A 20,425-nucleotide genomic window follows, 5' to 3' on the forward strand; every position below is an offset into this window, starting at 1 on the left:
TCACATTGGCGCATCAGATTCCCATTTATCTAAAAAATATTCATTATGAATCTAGCCAAATATTCATTAGACAACACGAAGATTGTGTACTTCTTTCTGGCTGTGCTGCTTGTCGGCGGCATACTGTCGTTCGGCAGGTTGGGAAAGAAGGAAGACGCACCTTTCGTCATCAAGTCGGCAGTCATCACGACACGCTATCCGGGAGCGGAGCCGGCAGAAGTGGAACGGCTCGTCACCGAACCCATCTCCCGCGAAATACAGTCGATGAGCGGCGTCTACAAGATAAAGTCAGAGTCCATGTACGGACTCTCCAAGATAACCTTCGAGCTGCAACCGTCACTCTCTGCCGCATCCATTCCGCAGAAGTGGGACGAGTTGCGGCGCAAAGTACTCAACATACAGCCCCAACTGCCCGCAGGAGCTTCTGTGCCGACCGTCTCGGATGATTTTGGAGACGTTTTCGGCATCTATTACGGTCTGGTGGGTGACGAAGGTTTCTCTTACGAAGAAATGAGAAACTGGGCGGAACGAATCAAGACACAAGTCATCACGGCAGACGGTGTGATGAAGGTAGCCCTTTTCGGTACACAAACAGAGGTCATCCATATATTCATCTCCGTAAACAAGCTGGCCGGAACGGGCATCGACCCCAAACAGCTGGCCGGCCTGCTGCAATCGCAGAACCAGATTATCAATACGGGTGAAATCAGTACCGGAGAACAACAATTACGCATCGTGGCCAACGGTACCTACACGACTGTCGATGATATCCGCAACCAGATCATCACCACCTCCGGCGGACAAATCAGATTGGGCGACATCGCCATCATTGAAAAGGGATACATGGAACCTCCCGGCAATATCATGCACGTCAACGGAAAGCGCGCCATCGGTATCGGCATCTCCACCGACCCGACAAAGGATGTGGTAAAAACCGGTGAACTGGTAGACCGGAGGCTTGCCGAACTCATGCCCCTCATCCCCGTGGGGCTGGAACTGGAAAGTCTGTATCCCGAAAACGTGATTGCCCAAGAAGCCAACAACGGGTTCATCATCAATCTGATAGAATCCATCCTGATTGTGATTGTAATCATCATGCTGGTGATGGGCATGCGTGCAGGAGTACTGATCGGCTCTTCCCTTATATTCTCTATCGGAGGCACACTGCTCATCATGTCGTTTCTTGGCGCAGGTCTGAACCAGACCTCCCTCGCCGGATTCATCATAGCCATGGGAATGCTGGTGGACAATGCCATCGTGGTGACAGACAATGCCCAGATTGCCATTGCCCGCGGCATCGACCGCCGGAAAGCGCTGATGGACGGTGCCACCGGTCCCCAATGGGGATTGCTGGGAGCAACGTTCATTGCCATCTGTTCGTTTCTGCCACTGTATCTGGCTCCCTCTTCCGTAGCCGAAATCGTGAAACCGCTATTCATAGTGCTGGCCATTTCCTTGGGATTAAGTTGGGTGCTGGCGTTGACACAAACCACTACATTCGGCAACTTCATACTGAAAGCAAAGGCTAAAGACGATCGCAAGGATCCATACGACAAGCCTTTCTACCATAAATTCGCTTCCATCCTTGGCACACTGATACGCAAGAAGACGTTGACCCTCGGAAGCGTTACCGCATTGTTCGTCCTCTCCCTCGTCGTCATGGGACTGATGCCCCAGAACTTCTTCCCTTCTCTGGACAAACCGTATTTCCGGGCAGACGTATTCTATCCGGAAGGATACAGCATCCGTGAAGTAGAAACCGAGATGAAAAAGGTGGAAGCGCATCTGATGCAGCAGCCGGAAGTGAAACGGGTATCCGTCACATTCGGCAGCACGCCGCTGCGTTACTATCTGGCCTCCACTTCTGTCGGTCCCAAACCCAACTTCGCCAATATCCTGGTGGAAGTAACGGACAGCAAATATACCAAAGAGTACGAAGAGAAGCTTGATGCCTACATGAAAGCCAACTATCCCAACGCCATCACCCGTACCATGTTGTTCAAACTCTCCCCTGCCGTAGATGCCGCCATCGAAATCGGGTTCATCGGCAATAATGCGGACACGCTGGTCATGCTGACCAACAAGGCTCTGGACATCATGCACCGTGACGGCGAACTTATCAACGTACGCAACTCCTGGGGCAATAAGATACCGGTATGGCATCCCGTTTACAGTCAGGAGCGCGCACAACCGTTGGGTATCTCCCGTCAAAGCATGGCACAGAGCATCCAGATCGGTACGAACGGCATGACACTTGGAGAATACAGGGAGGGAGACCAAGTACTTCCCGTTCTGTTGAAGAATAAAACCATCGACTCTTTCCGCATCAACGACTTGCGTACACTCCCCGTATTCGGCACTGCACGCGAAACAACCACTCTGGAACAAGTCGTCAGCCGGTTCGACCTCCAGTACAAGTTCTCCAATGTGAAAGACTACAACCGGCAGATGGTGATGATGGCGCAGGCCGACCCACGCCGCGGTGTGAATGCCATTGCCGCCTTCAACCGTATATGGAAGCAAGTGCAAGAGGAGATTGAAGTGCCCGAAGGTTACACCATGAAATACTTCGGAGAGCAGGAAAGCCAGGCAGAAAGCAATGCTGCACTGGCAGCTAACCTGCCGCTGACATTCTTCCTTATGTTCGTCACCTTGCTGTTTCTGTTCCGCAGCTACCGGAAGCCGATTGTTATCCTGCTGATGCTGCCGCTTATCTTTATAGGTATTGTACTGGGACTGGTGGTATTGGGGAAATCATTCGACTTCTTCTCCATCCTCGGCTTGCTGGGGCTGATTGGAATGAATATCAAGAATGCCATCGTGCTGGTGGACCAGATTGATACGGAAACCGCTGCCGGAAAAGCACCGCGTGATGCTGTTATCAGTGCAACGACCACCCGTATTGTCCCGGTGGCCATGGCATCGGGTACCACTATCCTGGGAATGTTGCCGTTATTGTTCGATGCCATGTTCGGCGGCATGGCGGCAACCATCATGGGTGGTTTGCTGGTAGCCTCGGCATTGACTCTATTCGTGCTGCCGGTGGCTTATTGCGCCATTCATAAAATCAAATGAGAGAACATTCAACAATTTACAGTTTACCAATTGAATGATGAAAACAAATATACTTATCCTATCATTACTGTGCTTCGGACTGAATGCCGGGGCGCAACAAACCTATCTGAGCCGCGAAGAATACCGCGACAAGGTAGAAGCATACAGCCAGATTCTAAAACAACAGCATCTGAAAACATTCGCCAGTACCGAGGCACGCAAGATTGCCTCCACCGGTTTCCTGCCCCAGATTGACATCACCGCCGAGGGTACCGCCAATCTCAATCATCTGGACCAATGGAACAGTCCGAAAGGAGACTACCGCCCTTATACCTATCAGGCACTTGCCACCCTGACCCAACCGCTTTATGCCGGAGGTTCCCTGATAGCTCAAAAGAAAATGGCCCAAGCCGACGAGGCACTGGAGCAACTTACCACAGAACTGACCCTCGACCAGATACACTACCAAAGTGATGCCATCTATTGGAATGCCTCTGCCGCCCGTGCCGGCCTGACGGCAGCAACCACCTTTCTAAACATTGTACAACAGCAGTACGACATCATCCAAGACCGCTTCGACGAGGGTGCCATCAGCCGCACAGACTTGCTGATGATCTCCACCCGGCGTAAGGAGGCCGAATTGCAGTACATCAAGGCACGCCAAAAACATACCCTTGCCCTGCAACAGCTGAACATTCTGATGGGATCGGAACCGAACGCTCCCATAGACAGCATAGCCGAAATAGATATACCGACTACCCCCATCATTCCTTTGGGCCTGGATGATGTACTGCCCCGCCGGGCAGAATATGCCAGTACCTCCGTGAACATCGCCCGCAGTGAAGCGCAACGGCATGCCGCCCTCAGCCGCTACAACCCACAAGTCAGCATGTTCCTCGCTACCGGTTGGGATACGGGAATCGCCTATATGGGGCAGGATGTACCTCATACTCCCGTCGCAGGGGTCAATGTCAGCATCCCCATCTTCCGTTGGGGAGCCCGCTTCAAGACAAACCGCCAACAGAAAGCCTATATCGGCATACAGAAGCTGCAACAAAGCTATGTAACGGACAATATCCTGGAAGAGCTCTCCGCAGCCACCACAAAACTGACGGAAACTGAACAGCAAGTCAGGACTGCCCGGGAGAATATGACACTCGCCGAAGAGAACCTGGACCTTGTCACCTTCTCCTATAATGAAGGAAAAGCCAGCATGGCAGATGTATTGTCCGCACAACTCTCGTGGACGCAGGCACACACCAACCTGATTGATGCGTATCTGGCAGAGAAAATGGCGGTAGCTGAATATAGGAAGGTGATTAGTGAATGAAATGCTCCTTAAAAAACATACAAAAAACTCCGGCATAGCTTTACAAAGCCATACCGGAGTTTCTTTATATTTTTCCTACAGACTGTTTATCCCAGGAACGAAATCAGCACACCCGCCGCAACAGCCGACCCGATTACACCGGAGATATTACTGGACATACAGTAATTCAGCACATGGTTCTTAGGGTCATATTTCGTTGCAATATCATTGCAGACACGGCTTGCCATGGGCACGGCACTCAATCCGGTTGCACCAATCAACGGATTAATCTTCTTTTTGCTGAACAAGTTGAACAGCTTTACAAAAAAGATACCGCCGGTAATGGACAGTGCAAACGCCAGGAAGCCGCCGATTACGATACCAATGGTCGTCCAGTTCAAGAAAGCCTCACTGGTCATGGTGGCACCCACGCTCAGTCCAAGGAAAATAGTAGCCGCATTCATGATACTGTTGGCTGCCGCATCGAACAGACGGCTCGTATCAGAACCTATTTCCTTAATCAGGTTACCAAACATCAACATACCAATCAAAGGCACTGCCGTGGGCACAAACAAGGCGACAACCGTAGTCACAGCAATCGGGAAGATAATCTTCAATACACGCAGATTCTTAATCTCGATTTTCGAAGGATACAGTTTCTCCTGCTCCTTCATGTTAATCATCAATTCCTTCTTGGTACAGAACAGCTTCACCACCATCGGAATGATGACCGGTACCAGCGCCATATAAGAATAAGCAGCAATGGCAATAGGACCCAGCAAATGAGGAGCCAGCTTAATGGTAGTAAAGATAGCGGTAGGACCATCGGCACCACCGATAATACCTAACGCACCCGCTTCCTGCGGAGTAAAACCCATCAACACGGCACAAAGCAGCACGGTAAAGATACCCAACTGGGCTGCTGCACCAAATATGGAGAGACGCAAGTTACGAAGCATCGGACCGAAATCGGTCATCGCACCCACACCCATAAAGATGACAGGAGGCAGGAAACCGGTCTTAATCAGCATGTAATAGATGAAGTTCATCAGTCCGAGGTCGTGCGCAATTTCGTGCAACGGCATCTCCCAGACATTCTTCATCACCCCGCCTACCATGACCATTCCGTTCTCGTCCGCCTGAATCACACCCATGTCACCACCGGGAAAGTTGGCAATGAGCACACCGAAAGCGATGGGCACCAGCAACAGCGGTTCATAGTGTTTCTTGATACCTAAATAAAGCAGGATGAAAGCGATGGCATACATCACGAGGAACGACGGATCGGCAATGATGTTGCTGAAAGCCGTCATATCATAAAGTTTTGCAAATATATCTTCCATTATCCTATCTTCATTAATACATCATCTTCAGAAACAGAATCGCCGGGGTTGACACAGATAGCCGTCACCGTTCCATCAAAATCCGCACGGATGGCATTGTATGTCTTCATGGCTTCGATATAGCAAAGCAGGTCGCCTTTCTTCACCTTATCGCCTACCTTCAACGAAGTTTCCTGCGTGTTCTTGGTCAGGAAGAACTTGCCTTCCAACGGAGCAGGCACATCCTGTCCTTCGCCTACGGAAGCAGAAACCTTGTCTGTGGCCGAAGCGGGCAGGTCGATATCGCCATAGGCTACCGTCACGCGGTAAGCCTGACCGTCCACCTGCACGGTGAGCGTCTTGGGTTTGGCATCGTCCAGCGGAGACTTGTCACGTTCGGCACGACGTTTTTCCACGTCTTCCAGGAAGTCTTGTTTTGCCTTGCCGCTCTTATAGGCCTCGTATTGAGCCGGGTGCATAGCGTACTCGAAGAGTTCTTCGTCGTCCTCGCCCAATTCCCATTTGTTTTCCTTCATCAGCTTGCGGTACTTGTCCAAAGCATCGGGGTAGTTGTCTTGCGGATTGCCGGTGAAAAACTTGCGTCCTTCGCGCTCCGCTTTTTCGATAAGTTCAGGAGCCAATTCACCCGGCAACTTACCGGCTTTGCCCAACAGCATATCCCAGATATCATCGGCAATCATGCCCCAGCGTTCCTTGCCCTTCTCCATAGCAATGACGTTCATCATGGAGAGGTTCTTGACGTACTGGCTGAACGGAGTCACCAATGGAGGATAACCTACGCGCGGCCAAACGTATGCCACTTCATTGAACAACTTAATGAGCAATTCGTCCTGCTTCATGAAAGGCAGGTTGCGTTTTGCCTTGTATTTGTTGATGGATTCCAAGTTGGACTCCAAGTCGGCCATCAGACTGCCCATCATGCCGCCCGGCAGTCCGGGACCAATCAGCAGGGAGTTCATCAAGCGGTTGCGTGGACTGATATACAAGCCGAGGAAGTCGTCCATAAACTCCTGGATGAGGGCACGTACCTTCATATATGCCTCCATATTGATTTCGGGCACCTGGAAGCCTGCATCTTTCAGCATAGCCTGCACGCTGAGCAAGTCTGCATGTCCCGTACCCCATGACAGCGGTTCCATGCCTACGTCGATATAGTCGCAACCCGCCTCGCACACTTCAAGAATGCTTGCCATATTGAAACCGGGACCTGCATGGCTATGGTACTGGATAGGAATATCAGGATGTGCCGCCTTGATGTTGGCCACAATCTTACCTAGAGAAACCGGACGTCCGATACCTGCCATATCCTTGATGCAGATTTCGTCGGCACCTGCCTTGATAAGCTGCAAAGCCATGTTCGTGTAGTATTCTACTGTATGGATAGGTGAATGGGTGATACAGAGCGAACATTGGGAAATCATTCCGGCATCGTGTGCATAACCGATGGAAGGGATGATATTGCGGGTATCGTTCAGACCGCAGAAGGTACGCGTGATATCCGTACCCTGCGCTTTCTTCACCTTATAGAACAACTTACGCACATCAGCGGGCACAGGACTCATGCGGAGGCCATTGAGGGCACGGTCTAACATGTGGGTCTGGATACCGGCTTCATGGAACGGCTTCGTCCACTCGCGCACGGCTTTATTCGGATTCTCCCCAAACAGCAGATTTACTTGTTCAAAACCTCCGCCATTGGTTTCCACGCGCGCAAAACAACCCATCTCGATGATGGCGGGAGCTACTTTCACCAGTTGGTCAACGCGGGGTACATATTTTCCGGCACTCTGCCACATGTCCCTGAATACCAAGCTGAATTTAATTTCCTTTTTCATACTAATTTATTCGGTGTGTTTTTATTTTTATAATTGATTCAGATTTTTTCTACCTTAGCAACTTTACCCTTACCTTGTGTCACTACTGTTACGGCAGCACTGATAGCTGCCAGAATATTACCGGGGACAGGTGCGGGACCATTTGCCGCTGCTTTAGCCGGTGCCACCTCTTCGGGCGCATATTTATTCACCAATGCAATAAGAGCTTTTCCTAAGTTAATAACAATCAGCAGGATAGCGAAGACTGTTGCCATACCTACCACCATCAGCAAAAGTGCTGTATTCAAGTTCTCCATATTATAAATTATTAGTTATTCAGCCACATTTACGAAAAATCGCTCGAAATTAGCGATAATCCATTAAAGAAAGGCAGAGAAAAATGATAAAAGATGCTAAAAAGTAAAGCTTCCCGCACAACCAAGAGATTGTACGGGAAGCTTTTAGCATAGAAACTGTGTCGGTCATCAGTTACTTTCAAAGAAGGAGAATCAGCCCAACGGGTTCTCGCCTTGGTCACCGTCGTTGCCGCCGGGGTTGCCACTGTCGTCACTGCCGGTATTGCCGCCCGTAGAGGTAGAGGTCTTGCCCCATTCTTCCCAAACAATCTTCGTATTCACCATGCTGCGGGTAGTCACCTGACGGCCACTATTACGCTCCACTTCGGGCAGGAAACGAACGCGCACTCCGTTAATCAGCGAAGCGCTTACCTCCGCAGCCGTCGGCACTCCTCTTTTGGTAGAGGTGGCAGTATAGTAGAAGGTGCCTACACCATCTATCTTTACAGTACGTCCCTGCCCCATGAAATTACTCAATACACGTCCCAAATTCTCCATCACTGCATATGTGTCACCACGGGTCACGGTAGAAATGACAGACAGTTCATCTGCCACTTCACGGGTAGTAACCGCCTTGCCCCAGGTTACTGATTGAGGATACCACAAATTGTTTACTTTCTTCTGAATTCTTCTAAAAAATGCCATAATCGTAATGTTTTAAATGATTAATTAATAATGATACGGTTTCTCTTGTCTCACCCGAGAAGCAGAAGTTTTCATCGTGAGGCCTCAACGATTCAGCCGTCTGCTTTTCTCAAATTCGATGTTGCAAAGTTAGGGCGGGAAACAAGGGAAAACAAGAAAATGGCATCTACAACCATTTTTCATAAATCATTTAAAAACAAAGGATTACAAAAACGCCGTCTCTACAAGGAGAGGGGAAAATAAAGAGGAAATAAGAAGAATAAGGTGGTAATCTCTACAAGCTATACACGCAAACCTCTGATAATGAATACGCCTATATCTTCCGGTCTCTACAGAATAGTTGTTATAAGCTATTCTTTGCAATATGATATCATTTAGAGTTTATGCCAGTGAAAAGAAAGAATGCACACATAGAGAGAATGTACCTCTCTACGTGTTTGGCTGATTTTATTTTGTTACTGCATTATACAAATCCTGATAGGTCTTCACCACACTATACACCATATCACCTGTACTGATAGCTGCAAAGTGGCGACGAGCACATTCTATCTTGGCATCCTCGGAATGACGAAGTTGTGATACTTCGATGTCGTTACCTTTGGTTTCCGCTACGAAATATACGTGCTTCACAGTGCCTTCTCGGAAAGCTACAGCCCAGTCGGGATTGTATTTGCCCATTGGGGTGTTGATGTAGAAACCTCCCGGCAGTTTGCTATATACCACTACATCATCCTCGGCTTCCAGTGATTCGGCAAAGCTCTTTTCAATTCCCTCGCTATCCACTACCACAAGGTCGTAGAGAGACTTGGTGCTTTCGATGGCGTCCCTACCGAGAGTACCGCGCAGCGTGGCTTCCTCAAAGATGTCTGTGCCAAAAGTACCAGTACGTTTTTCGTATTGTATATGTTGGATGAGGGAAATTGCTTTACAGTCATTGATAATGCGACCTGCCTTGATGATGAACTCCTCTGGATTCAGCTTGAACTGATGAAAAGTCGCATGATTAACGCCTTTCAGCATTTCTACAATGGTGCGGCGAGTTAGACCGGTGGATTGCACGAGTTCACCTACCAAGTCGTAAGTTACCTCTGCACCAATGGCTTCCGTCACACGGATAGTCTTCACAGTGGCTGCGCTCATAGCAGTTCCGGCTTCCAACTCCTTTCGGTCACGGATGCTTTCCATGCCGCCACTTTCCACAACGATACGAACCTCTGTCACATTCAGATGCTTGTCGAGTGCATCAATGGCAGCCTTTATGAGCTTTGGAGTTTCAAAGCGCACATTGTAATAGGTACGTGTATTGATACGCTTCCACAACTCTTGCCACTCTTTTTTGTTGAAGTTGTCTTTCACGAAATGAGCCTCCGTCTTGTTGCGCCCGTTAGCTGGTTTGAACGCATCGGGATTGAATACCTTATCCAACTGCTTGACGATAAACGAGCGTAAATTTTCCATTTCACCAAAGTTGAGCGTTCCGGCTTTCTTTTCATCAAAATACTTCTGCGTTAGCTTACCCTTTCTGATGTAACCTTGCCCAATCAGTTCCTCGTGGATTTCCACAGCCTGCTCAGTGGTTATCTTTATGTTATGTCCGTCCTCAGTTTGCGTCAGCTGGTCGATAAACAACGTAGGTGGTACAACCACCGGACGGTTACTGCAGGCTTCCGCCATGTCTGTTTGCAGCTTCTTGGCAAAGTCGTCATAGCTCTCGCTGGCAATAACGGTCAAGATATTGGTGTCGAACACATGGTCGCCCAATACGTCGGCATCTTGACGTTCGCCCTTATCGTTGACGCATAGGCGCATACCACGCCCCACCTCCTGACGTTTCTTGATTTCGTTGGAGGTGTCTTTCAACGTACAAATCTGGAACACATTAGGATTGTCCCAACCTTCCTTCAAGGCCGAGTGAGAGAAGATGAAGCGAACGGGACAACTTTGGCTAAGTAAACGCTCCTTATCCTTCATGATAAGGTCGAAACCACGTTCTTCGTTTTCGCCTTCCTTATTCTTCGATTCCACGCTCTTCCCTTTTTTATCGATAGAGAAGTAACCATCGTGAATGTTTTCGGGCGCATTCTCCGGATTGGAAAGGAAGCAAGAGTAGGCAGCATCCGTAAAGGTAGGCATAAACTCTTGCAAGGCACGTTGGTACTCCTCTTCAAACATCTTTGCGAACTTACCCTTTTCCATGTTGTCTTTACCATAGATGCGATAACTGTCCACATGGTCGATAAAGAACAATGACAGCACTTTGATGCCGCGAGCGAAAAGTTGGCGTTCACGTTCCAAATGAGTCTTGATGGTTTCACGTATCTGGTGGCGACGGAGAATATCCTCATTCACGCTGCCCACCACCTCACCGGGATGAAGCGTCAGTCCGTTGAGGAAATGCACGGTGTTGGTCAATCCGTCTATACGTTCCACTTTAAAGTTATCGGCATATTCCTGCAAACCGCCGCTTTGCTCTTTGAGGTCGAAGCCCTCATTCACCAAGCGAATGGTCTGGCGTGTGCCATTGACAGTCTTGACATCGAAGCCCAATCGAGCTCGTGGATTGCCTTTACTAATGACGATTTCATCTAGATAAACATAACCATTGGTGGCTGTAGACCCCACTTGATGCACACTGCGTACCTCTATTTTCTTCACCAGCTTCTTGTTGTAAGCGTCGATGGCATCGAGGCGATATACTTGGTTGAATATTTCACGGTGCGTGGCACTATAAAGTAGGGTAAAGAGCGGGTTAAACAGTTTGATACCTTTTCGTGTAGCATTACTTTTATCCGTTCCCAACACGCTTTGCGGTTCGTCAATGATTAGGATGGGATTCATTTTTGCCAAGATGTCAATCGGCTTTCGCGAGCCGAACTCATCACGGCGTGAGAAGATGATACGGGCGGCTGCATCACCGGCACGTCCTTCTTTGTTCTTATCTTCGTTGAGCGAGGCATTAAAAGCCTGCGTGTTGATAATCATTACATGAATGCCGTTATCCGAAGCAAAGGCATCAATCTTAGCGAGCTGCTTGGAGTTATAGATGAAGTATTGCATACGCTTACCATATTCTCCAGCAAAGTGCTCTGCCATACTCTCAAAACTCTTGAACACACCTTCGCGGATGGCAATACTTGGCACTACAATCACAAATTTCGACCAGCCATAGCGGGCGTTCAGCTCGTACATGGTCTTGATGTAGGTATAGGTCTTACCCGTACCTGTTTCCATCTCGATGGTAAAGGTACGTCCGTCTCCCTCCAGATGCTCCACGGGCTTTAATCCTTCTGCCATCTGTATGCCACGCACATTCTCGCAAATACTTTCATTGTCAAGCACAAGGGGAAGATTGCCGAATCCGTCGAAGTTGAGCGCACCAAACTTGTTCAAGAAGGTGCGGCTGCCATCGTGTTTGGGTTGCCCCTGAAACACATCACTCACACATTTGGTAGCTTCCGCTTGAAAGCGTTGATGTTTATACTTGATTCTCATAAGCTACTATTCCTCCATACCATCTATGATGTTATTTAATTGCGCCTGCAACTCTTCTTTCTTAGGTAAGTATAATTGATAACGTGCAGCAAACAACTGATTGCTGATACCTTCAAGCGCATACTCCATCAAGAGTTCGTCTTTCTTTGCGCCCAATACGATTCCAATAGGTAGATTGTCGTCTGGTTGGCAAATTTCTGCCTTAAAGTAATTCAGATATAAATTCATCTGACCGATGTCTCCGTGTTTGATTTCAGCACGTTTCAAGTCTATCAGTACATAACATTTCAGTATGGCATGATAGAACACCATATCTACCTTAAATCTACGACTCCCAATAGGTATGACATATTGACGACCAATGAAAGCAAAACCTCTACCTAACTCCAGCAGGAAAGTTTCCATATTTGCTTTCAGAGCTGTTTCCAACTCACTTTCTTTGTATCTCTTGCGAACAGGCAGACCGGTAAATTCAAGCACGTAAGGGTCTTTTATGATGTCCTCCGGCTTTTGAACTATGTGCCCCTCGTTCGCCAAAGCCAGTATTCCTGCCTTATCCGTGCTCAGTGCAAGCCGTTCATACAAAGAACTGTTCATCTGTCTTTTCAATTCCCGCACTTTCCAACCTTCCTTGATAGCTTCGGTCATATAGAATTGCATTTCCAACGGATCTTCGCACTTCAACAACTCAAAGTAATGACTCCACGTTAAAATGTGAGACACTGTCTCACATTTTGGAAACTTAAGGTAAAACATACGCATGTATGTTAAGTTGGAGCGACTGAAGCCCCTGCCTCTCAACCGTGTCAAGTCCTTGGAGAGGTTCACCAATAGGCGGTCTCCATAGCGAGCTTTGGCGTTACCTTTTTGCTCAAATTCTATAATATATTGTCCTGTCGCCCAATTCGCCATCAGTAACGAATGGTTCACTGCCTTGATAGCTTTACTACGAGCATCATTCCAAAGTTCTGAAATATGTGAGACAAGTTTCACATATTCAGAATCGCCTTCTTCAGTGTGCTGTATGATGATATTCTTTTCCATTGAAAATGTCGTTTTATTATATTACCCTGATATTATTAAACGCATCATTATCCGCCCAATCCAAGGCTTGCTTGAACTGCTCATAGATGTTGATTTTCTGAGCATCTTCTTTGAAACAGGCATCGCGGAAGAGTACACGTAAAGGACTTTTGTCTGCCATCGCAGCTACTACCTTATCGGTAATATCTGGAGAAAAACAAGCCACGAGGTCGCCTTCATTGACGGTGTAGATGGTGCAGCCATCCACGGTTTCTGTCAACAAGGGTAAGTCCAAACGAACACCCCATGCCAACATAGAGCCATAGAGCAGGTCGAGGTCGGTACGGTCATCCTTGATATTATTGGCAAAGAGGTCGAGCTGGTCTTGCTTGTATTCCTTAGGTGAAAGCGATACTTTCTCGTAGTTGCTTGCGTCGAGGCGATAGACACGGAAACCGGTGTCGAGGTTTTGTGTAGTAAACGGAGAATCAGCCTTGATTTTTGCACCGGCACGACGGATGCGTTCTTTAGCTATCTCAGGGATAGTGGCGTAGCCTGCCTTACGTGCTTCGCTATCTTCTGGCGTTTCTTCGGGAAGCTGAACGCAGATATATCTTCTGTTACCTCCGTCTTCGGCGTTGAGTTGCATTACAGCATGAGCAGTGGTGGCAGAGCCTGAGAAGAAATCGAGGATAAGTGCATCTTTATCAAAATGAGTCATCATCTTGAGCATCCTTATCAAGAGATTTATACTTTTGGGATTGTCGAATGCTTTGCAGCCCATCAATTTCTGAAGATATGAAGTTGCGGAAGAAGTTAAGAAATCTGCATCCCACCAAGTCGTAACTTTTTTTCTTGATTGCCGAGCCTGATCTTCGTAATACTTCTTCTGGAGATTGTTCTCTGTGACAATAAGCAGTCCATTATCATACAGTTTCTGCATGGTCTCTTTTGAATATCTCCAATATCCTTCAACGCCCATAAATTCGTAAAAAGGATTACCTTTCTTTGCTCCACCAGGACCATCCACAGGTGCCAATTTATATTTTCCCTTATCGTCTTCTCGATTAAATCCGTCTAATACTGGGTCTTCTCCTATATTCTTTTGTTGAGCAAACACCTCATTTATTTCTTTTGCATAAAACGCAATGTGATTGTGATTCTCAGATATTATTCTATCATTAGAAACAGAAGCTCTATGCTTATGGCAAATATCAGCAATGAAATTATGCTCACCAAAGACTTCATCGCATATTTTGATGAGATTTGCATTCTCATCATCACCTATCGAAATAAAGATAACTCCATCCTCCGTGAGCAGAGAACGAGCCACCAGCAAACGACTATAAATCATACTACACCAATCCGAATGAAACTTACCATTCGTATCGGTATTCTTCCTGAAGCGATAGCCCAACTCGTCCACATTGCCGGCTTTGAAATCCTCTTCGGCAGCAGTGCGAGCAAAGTCGTCGTGATACACAAAATCATTGCCAGTATTATAGGGTGGGTCGATATAAATCATCTTCACCTTACCCATATATGAGCGTTGCAAGAGTTTGAGCACTTCCAGGTTATCACCTTCGATATAGATATTCTTCGTATTGTCCCAATCCAAGGAATCTTCCACCACCGGGCGTAATGTCTTATCGGTCGGTTTGGCAGCCTCCATACGAGCGGCGTTCTTGCCTACCCATGTAAACTGATACATCTCGCCATCGCCGTCTGTGACATGGTCGCCAAGCAACCGGCGAAGCACCTCGAAGTTTACCTTTCGGGAGATTTCACCAGTCTTGTCATCACGTACTTCGGTAAATGCCGAAGGTGCTATCTGATAGAGCGCATCAAGATTGAGTTGCGTTCCGTCTGCGGAGTTCAAATCCAAATGTTTCAATATGTCAGTCATATATCTTGTTTCTTAATTGTTTTCTAATGTTTTAAGTTTCTCTTTCTTTGATTCATCCTTGATGAAAGTAGGAGACGTGAAAATAAAACGCAATTCCGCGGCACTTTACAAAAACAATTATTTAAAGTGCTGAGCAATAAAATATTGCCCAGTACTTTGCCATGTCAGAAGATTCACTTAAATTAGTGTTGCAAAAAAGCACAAGAAATCTTCAACAAGCATGACAAAAATAAGCATAAAATCCGGTAAACTCACTTCTTTTGGAGGGATATTTTTAATTATGGAACAATTTGATTCTATGCTCTCATCCGTAATCAATTCAACACTTTAGCAGTCCGATAGAAAGCGAACTGTTGAAATAACAAGGAATAACAATATTTTTAAGTCACCAATCAGTTTCTCATTTCATTTTGTAACAACATTTCAAAGTCCAAAGACATCCGTTTCAAGCCATCAATCCGTCACACTCCATCCCCTCACAGAACGCCTTCTGAAGTGGGGGTAATTCAGTATACGACTGAATAGGATTCAATATACGACTGAATGGCATTCAGTATACGACTGAATAGGGTTCAGTATAAGACCGAGGTTATATTATAGCAAAACAGAATTGAGAACAAGGGGGAAATCACCGACTTTTTGTCCTAATAAATCAACACAAACAGACTATATCCCTAAAATAATCATATAAAAATATCGGAAATGAGTTCAAGACAGATACTCTGCAACTTTCTGTATTTACATACTTAGCCAGTTGATTTTCATATATGTTGCTCTGAGCTAGATTTTCTTTTAAAGCAGGTATAGCATCAACACCTACACAAATGAAGTTTGCCTTCCGAACATTCATATCGGTCAAATGCAGCCAATTTTCTTTAGCAGTCTGTTGTTTCAGCAACTTCTTTTCCTCTTTCTCATTTTTATTACCTGATATAAGCAGATGCTCAAAAGAATTATAAAAAGAAAAATCACGAGCCAAGGCTTTAAAATTATGACATTTCTCACGAGTAACGTCATAACTCAGATAATCCTTATCCGGCAGTTGCTTGGTATAGAACACAGACTCCACCATCGGATAATTGATATACAATTTCCCATTTTCGGTTTCATCGTCAAAATACTCCAGCATTTCACCGATATGTCGGTTGTTCTCTTCCAATGTCAATCGGGATTCTTGAAAATCATAATCAAAAAACAAGAATATTTCAGAAACATCCACTTCCAGAATATCAGCAAGAGTATCATCCCCTTTCTTTTGCAATATATCATTAAGTATAGTTACCGTATTTCCGCTTGCTGTAACATTTTCAAAGACATCATACCCCTTTAACTTTGAATATAAAGAATAAATATTACTGTTATAAGTACATACAAACGGCTCTGTTTCTTTGGCGAAAAACAAATGTTTCAAAGTCTCAAAAAGACGAGGCTCACATTTCTTACCTTCAAAAATAAATAGTATCATACCTTGAAAGTATTACCCCGGAAAAGTTTTTCGATATTGTGTCCAAACCTCAACTCTTTATCCGTACAGTCACACAAAGGTTTAATCTTATTTTCATTCAAGATGAAATTACAGTCCGGACGCAGCAGGTCATTGGTCATTAAATACGTGTTATGTGAAGAAGTAAATATCTGGCAATCCATATTGAACAGCATTTTGCACACTTCAAAGGCTAAACGGAAATGATAGAACGCATCAAATTCGTCAATAAAGACAAATGACGCTTCACTCATTCGTTTCATCCAAAAATAAAGTAATTGCAGCGACCTCGTTCCCGTAGATGCAACCAAGTAGAAAGGTATTTCCGAACCGCCTATATCACAAAGTATTTGTTTATCGGCAGGCGTATGTGCGACAAGCCGGAACGTTTGTCCACTGACTCTCCGCAGGAAATTTGAGAAGTCTTCGAGCAATCCGTTTGCAATGATAAACTCATCAAGATTCATTGCAGTTGTTTCCAGTCCGATAAATTCCCTTGTATCAAGATTCCGAAACCAAAGCATCGAGTTGACAAACTTACTGAGTTTTATCAAGTAGTGTTCTTTGCCCAACGGGTAGGAAGTCAATAAGAAATTGACTATCGGCACATTATTTGCATTGCTTCCAAGGCTATTCTCTATGGTTTCTTCCATAGGAAACTGTTGCTTGTCTATACAAAAAGAACCATTCTTCCGTTCAAAAACCAAATTATCGTCCACCCTAAGCGATTCGGACACTAATATACCACCGGCATTTTTAGAATAGGCATAGACAACTATCTCGTTCTCAAACCTAAATGTATATTCGAACTCGACTACCCCCTCTTTATTTCCGGTATAAATAAAATTCACATAATAATCTATCTTCTTCCATTTGGGCGACAAATGGTTCTCAATATCGAATAAGGCTAAACTGAAGTTTGTTTTACCCGATCCGTTCGGTCCATATACAATACCATTTTTTATGATACCGTTTTTGATAGCGTTTTTATTGAACTCATAATTAGCCGGACTTGACAAATCCCACTCAATGCGGTCTGCAAATCCACGATAGTTGGTAACAGCAAATTTTACTAACATATTTCTATTGGCTTAACTTTCAGAAGACAAAGATACGGAAAAGGATTTCCGTAAAAAAATTACGGGCTTAATTTATCTTAATGCCACCTAATAGTTTCATACCCTTGTTACTGTTGTCTTGCAATCCGAAATTTCAAACATGACACACTACTGTATCCAGCGTCTCTCCATCGGCAAACAGCCTGCCATCCGCCTGCATCATCCGTTTCTTCAGGCGAAACTTCTGCTGGGACACGGAAGCGGGAGACACGGCAATAAGCGTGGCAATCTGTGCATTGCTGAAGTGAAGACGGATAAGCATACAGAGCTGGCTGTCGGCAGGTGTAAGCTGGGGAAAGCGCAGGGCAAGACGTTTGGAAGCGCCCTTATACACCCGGTCCGTAAGCTTCTGCAAGTAGTCCCACTGGCTGTCGGCAAGGAACTTGGGCTGGGTGCGCAACTGCTTCACCACTTCGTCCGTGTCTATCATGGCAGAAGCAAGCGCCTGCACCTGCTCGTCGAGCATACGGACACGCTCGCCCTCCTTTTGCAACAGTTCCAATTCACGAGGTACGGGACGGTCTTCATACTCCTTGAGGCGGGTACGAAGTGATTCGTTTTCTTTATCCAGGCGGCTGCCATGTTCCATGAGATTCATCAATGAACTACGCACTTCTTCCCGCTCTTCATCCGTCAAGGACATCTCCTTCAGGCATTCTTCCAGTTCCTCGCGCTCGCGTTCATTGTTGCGCAAGCGCTGTTCGTTTTCACTCAGGGTGACAAGATAGTTACGGTGACTACGTTCTTTCTTGAAACGGATAAGGCTGAACAGCATAGCACCGGAAATGCTGAACATAATCACAGAAAACACTCCCCAGAAAAAACGTTCGTAACCACTGACCGGCTTCAGCCGCACATGCCTGCCATCAGAAAGCTCCTTTATCTGATTATACTCACGGTGCAAACCGGAAATCAGGCGGACGGCCCGGGCACTGTCGACAGCACCGCATTGCACCAACGAGTCAGCATGAGAAAGGGACTGTTCGTAGTTCATCAGAGTTCTATCGGCAGGTTTCGAGCAGGCTGTCAGCCCCAGAAGGAGAATCAGCAGGAGAAAAAGGAAGGTATGTTTCATCTTGAAATTTTGTGTTTATAATAAGTAAGGTATAAAATCGGTAAGGAACGAGCTTACTTCAACAGTTTTCATAATCAATGCATATTAATCGTTGCAGAACCAAAGGTAACACTTTCTTCCCACAATAAATAAAGAGGTACAAAGTTTTTCATTACTTTGTACCTCCTCTTTTTCTTCGACTTGCATCATTTATAGCCGTGAGTCAGCAAAAATCGTATAGCTTAGAACTCACTCGTAAAGTGGAACTTGATATGCTTGAAGTCCATCTGCGCCATCTGCAACACATATCCGCTATCGGCCAGGAACACATCCCTGCCCTCGCGGTCTTTGGCCATGTACTGGTATTTGCGCTTCTTGAAGGCTTCCAGCTCCGCCGCATCATCGCTCTCAATCCAACAGGCCTTATACAGACTGAGCGGCTCCCAACGGCACTTCGCACTGTATTCGTTCTCCAGACGATACTGGATGACCTCGAACTGCAACTGCCCCACCGTACCGATAATCTTACGCCCGTTGAACTGGTTGACGAACAACTGCGCCACACCTTCGTCCATCAACTGGTCGATACCCTTGGCAAGCTGTTTCTGCTTCATCGGGTCGGCATTCTCAATGTACTTGAACATCTCCGGCGAGAAGCTTGGAAGTCCCTTGAAGTGAAGCGCCTCGCCTTCGGTCAGCGTATCGCCAATCTTGAATGTACCGTTATCCGGCAGGCCGATAATATCTCCTGCCCAAGCCTCATCGACAGTCGTCTTGCGCTGCGCCATGAACTGCGTAGGCGACGAGAAACGCATCGTCTTGCCATGACGTACATGCAAGTACGGGGCATTGCGTACAAACTTCCCGGAGCAGATTTTGCAGAAAGCGATACATGAACGGTGATTCGGGTCGATGTTGGCAGTTATCTTAAAGACGAATCCGGTAAATTTGGGTTCTTCCGGCTCCACCTCACGCTCTTCCGCCTTCACGGGACGGGGACTGGGAGCAATCTCCACAAAGCAGTCCAGCAGTTCCTGCACACCAAAGTTATTCAGTGCCGAACCGAAGAATACGGGAGCAAGTTCCCCTTTCAAATATTCCTCCTTATCGAATTCGGGGTAAACACCGTCTATCAGTTCCAGTTCTCCGCGCAGCTTGTCGGCCAGCTGGGCGCCAATCCGGTTGTCCAGCTCCTCTGTATGGATGTCCACTTCCACCTTCTCCGTCACTACCTGCTTGCTGGGCTGGTAGAGGTTGAGGTTATGCTCGTAGATATTGTAGACACCCTTGAAACGGACACCGCTCTCGATAGGCCACGTCAAGGGACGCACGTGGATGTGCAGTTCCTCCTCCAGTTCGTCCAGCAGGTCGAACGGGTCTTTGGCTTCACGGTCCATCTTGTTGATGAAGATAATCACCGGCGTATTACGCATACGGCACACCTCCATCAGCTTGCGTGTCTGCGTTTCCACACCTTTCGCACCGTCCACCACGATGATAACGCTATCCACAGCCGTCAGCGTGCGGTAGGTATCTTCGGCAAAGTCCTGGTGACCCGGAGTATCGAGGATGTTGACCTTGTAGTCATGGTAGTCGAACTCCATTACAGAAGTGGTAACGGAAATACCACGCTGTTTTTCAATATCCATCCAGTCCGACGTTGCCGTCTTCTTTATCTTATTGCTCTTTACGGCACCCGCCACCTGGATTTGTCCACCAAAAAGCAACAGCTTCTCGGTCAATGATGTCTTACCGGCATCCGGATGCGCGATAATCGCAAACGTTCTCCGTCTCTCTATTTCGTTGTTATTGGCCATATATCAATTAG

The 20,425-nt window shown here is 46.7% G+C and carries 13 protein-coding genes; 2 read left to right on the forward strand and 11 right to left on the reverse strand.

Features of this window, described 5'->3' with window-relative positions; all coding sequences use genetic code 11:
* The first annotated feature begins 45 nt into the window (after positions 1–45).
* On the forward strand, positions 46–3,075 hold the full coding sequence (locus M1B78_RS09490; RefSeq protein ID WP_257940525.1) for an efflux RND transporter permease subunit: 3,030 nt from the start codon (positions 46–48) through the stop codon (positions 3,073–3,075).
* Positions 3,076–3,109: 34 nt separating this feature from the next.
* The gene (locus tag M1B78_RS09495; RefSeq protein ID WP_257931470.1) at positions 3,110–4,384 is read left to right on the forward strand and encodes a TolC family protein; all 1,275 of its coding nucleotides are present in this window, start codon (positions 3,110–3,112) and stop codon (positions 4,382–4,384) included.
* Positions 4,385–4,470: 86 nt separating this feature from the next.
* Here M1B78_RS09495 and M1B78_RS09500 read toward each other — a convergent pair whose 3' ends face one another.
* The 11 genes from M1B78_RS09500 to M1B78_RS09550 all read right to left on the reverse strand — a co-directional run bounded on the left by M1B78_RS09500 (position 4,471) and on the right by M1B78_RS09550 (position 20,414).
* A complete protein-coding gene (locus tag M1B78_RS09500) occupies positions 4,471–5,706 on the reverse strand; it encodes a sodium ion-translocating decarboxylase subunit beta (RefSeq protein WP_257940526.1) in 1,236 nt (411 codons plus the stop codon).
* Positions 5,706–7,541, reverse strand: coding sequence for a biotin/lipoyl-containing protein (locus M1B78_RS09505; RefSeq protein WP_136011303.1), 1,836 nt, complete (start codon positions 7,539–7,541; stop codon positions 5,706–5,708). The genes M1B78_RS09500 and M1B78_RS09505 overlap by 1 nt, the downstream gene beginning before the upstream one ends.
* A 38-nt stretch (positions 7,542–7,579) precedes the next feature.
* Positions 7,580–7,837, reverse strand: a complete 258-nt coding sequence (locus M1B78_RS09510) for an OadG family protein (RefSeq protein ID WP_136011302.1) — start codon at positions 7,835–7,837, stop codon at positions 7,580–7,582.
* Between the two features lie 192 nt (positions 7,838–8,029).
* Positions 8,030–8,521 carry an HU family DNA-binding protein gene (locus M1B78_RS09515; RefSeq protein WP_257931472.1) on the reverse strand — a complete coding sequence of 164 codons (492 nt, stop codon included), beginning with the start codon at positions 8,519–8,521 and terminating at the stop codon, positions 8,030–8,032.
* 447 nt (positions 8,522–8,968) lie between these two features.
* Complete coding sequence (locus tag M1B78_RS09520; RefSeq protein ID WP_257940527.1) at positions 8,969–12,013, reverse strand: type III restriction-modification system endonuclease; 3,045 nt, start codon at positions 12,011–12,013, stop codon at positions 8,969–8,971.
* Between the two features lie 6 nt (positions 12,014–12,019).
* Complete coding sequence (locus tag M1B78_RS09525) at positions 12,020–13,057, reverse strand: PDDEXK nuclease domain-containing protein (RefSeq protein WP_257940528.1); 1,038 nt, start codon at positions 13,055–13,057, stop codon at positions 12,020–12,022.
* 16 nt (positions 13,058–13,073) lie between these two features.
* Complete coding sequence (locus M1B78_RS09530; RefSeq protein WP_257931475.1) at positions 13,074–14,942, reverse strand: site-specific DNA-methyltransferase; 1,869 nt, start codon at positions 14,940–14,942, stop codon at positions 13,074–13,076.
* Positions 14,943–15,594: 652 nt separating this feature from the next.
* Entirely contained in the window at positions 15,595–16,407 is an 813-nt protein-coding gene (locus M1B78_RS09535) for a hypothetical protein (RefSeq protein ID WP_257940529.1), read from the reverse strand.
* On the reverse strand, positions 16,404–17,504 hold the full coding sequence (locus M1B78_RS09540) for an AAA family ATPase (RefSeq protein ID WP_257940530.1): 1,101 nt from the start codon (positions 17,502–17,504) through the stop codon (positions 16,404–16,406). Before M1B78_RS09540 ends, M1B78_RS09535 begins: the two co-directional genes overlap by 4 nt.
* A gap of 133 nt (positions 17,505–17,637) precedes the next feature.
* A complete protein-coding gene (locus tag M1B78_RS09545) occupies positions 17,638–18,618 on the reverse strand; it encodes a helix-turn-helix transcriptional regulator (protein WP_257940531.1) in 981 nt (326 codons plus the stop codon).
* 221 nt (positions 18,619–18,839) lie between these two features.
* Entirely contained in the window at positions 18,840–20,414 is a 1,575-nt protein-coding gene (locus M1B78_RS09550) for a peptide chain release factor 3 (RefSeq protein ID WP_257931028.1), read from the reverse strand.
* Positions 20,415–20,425 lie beyond the last annotated feature (11 nt).

The sequence above is a fragment of the Bacteroides muris (ex Fokt et al. 2023) genome (assembly GCF_024704895.1).
Classification (GTDB): domain Bacteria; phylum Bacteroidota; class Bacteroidia; order Bacteroidales; family Bacteroidaceae; genus Bacteroides; species Bacteroides muris.

Excerpts from the sequence above, each read along its gene's own strand:
- M1B78_RS09490 (WP_257940525.1), top strand. The coding sequence starts at position 46 with ATGAATCTAGCCAAATATTCATTAGACAACACGAAGATTGTGTACTTC.
- M1B78_RS09510 (WP_136011302.1), bottom strand. The coding sequence starts at position 7,837 with ATGGAGAACTTGAATACAGCACTTTTGCTGATGGTGGTAGGTATGGCA.
- M1B78_RS09540 (WP_257940530.1), bottom strand. The coding sequence starts at position 17,504 with ATGTTAGTAAAATTTGCTGTTACCAACTATCGTGGATTTGCAGACCGC.
- M1B78_RS09495 (WP_257931470.1), top strand. The coding sequence starts at position 3,110 with ATGATGAAAACAAATATACTTATCCTATCATTACTGTGCTTCGGACTG.
- M1B78_RS09520 (WP_257940527.1), bottom strand. The coding sequence starts at position 12,013 with ATGAGAATCAAGTATAAACATCAACGCTTTCAAGCGGAAGCTACCAAA.
- M1B78_RS09530 (WP_257931475.1), bottom strand. The coding sequence starts at position 14,942 with ATGACTGACATATTGAAACATTTGGATTTGAACTCCGCAGACGGAACG.
- M1B78_RS09505 (WP_136011303.1), bottom strand. The coding sequence starts at position 7,541 with ATGAAAAAGGAAATTAAATTCAGCTTGGTATTCAGGGACATGTGGCAG.
- M1B78_RS09550 (WP_257931028.1), bottom strand. The coding sequence starts at position 20,414 with ATGGCCAATAACAACGAAATAGAGAGACGGAGAACGTTTGCGATTATC.
- M1B78_RS09545 (WP_257940531.1), bottom strand. The coding sequence starts at position 18,618 with ATGAAACATACCTTCCTTTTTCTCCTGCTGATTCTCCTTCTGGGGCTG.
- M1B78_RS09515 (WP_257931472.1), bottom strand. The coding sequence starts at position 8,521 with ATGGCATTTTTTAGAAGAATTCAGAAGAAAGTAAACAATTTGTGGTAT.
- M1B78_RS09525 (WP_257940528.1), bottom strand. The coding sequence starts at position 13,057 with ATGGAAAAGAATATCATCATACAGCACACTGAAGAAGGCGATTCTGAA.
- M1B78_RS09500 (WP_257940526.1), bottom strand. The coding sequence starts at position 5,706 with ATGGAAGATATATTTGCAAAACTTTATGATATGACGGCTTTCAGCAAC.
- M1B78_RS09535 (WP_257940529.1), bottom strand. The coding sequence starts at position 16,407 with ATGATACTATTTATTTTTGAAGGTAAGAAATGTGAGCCTCGTCTTTTT.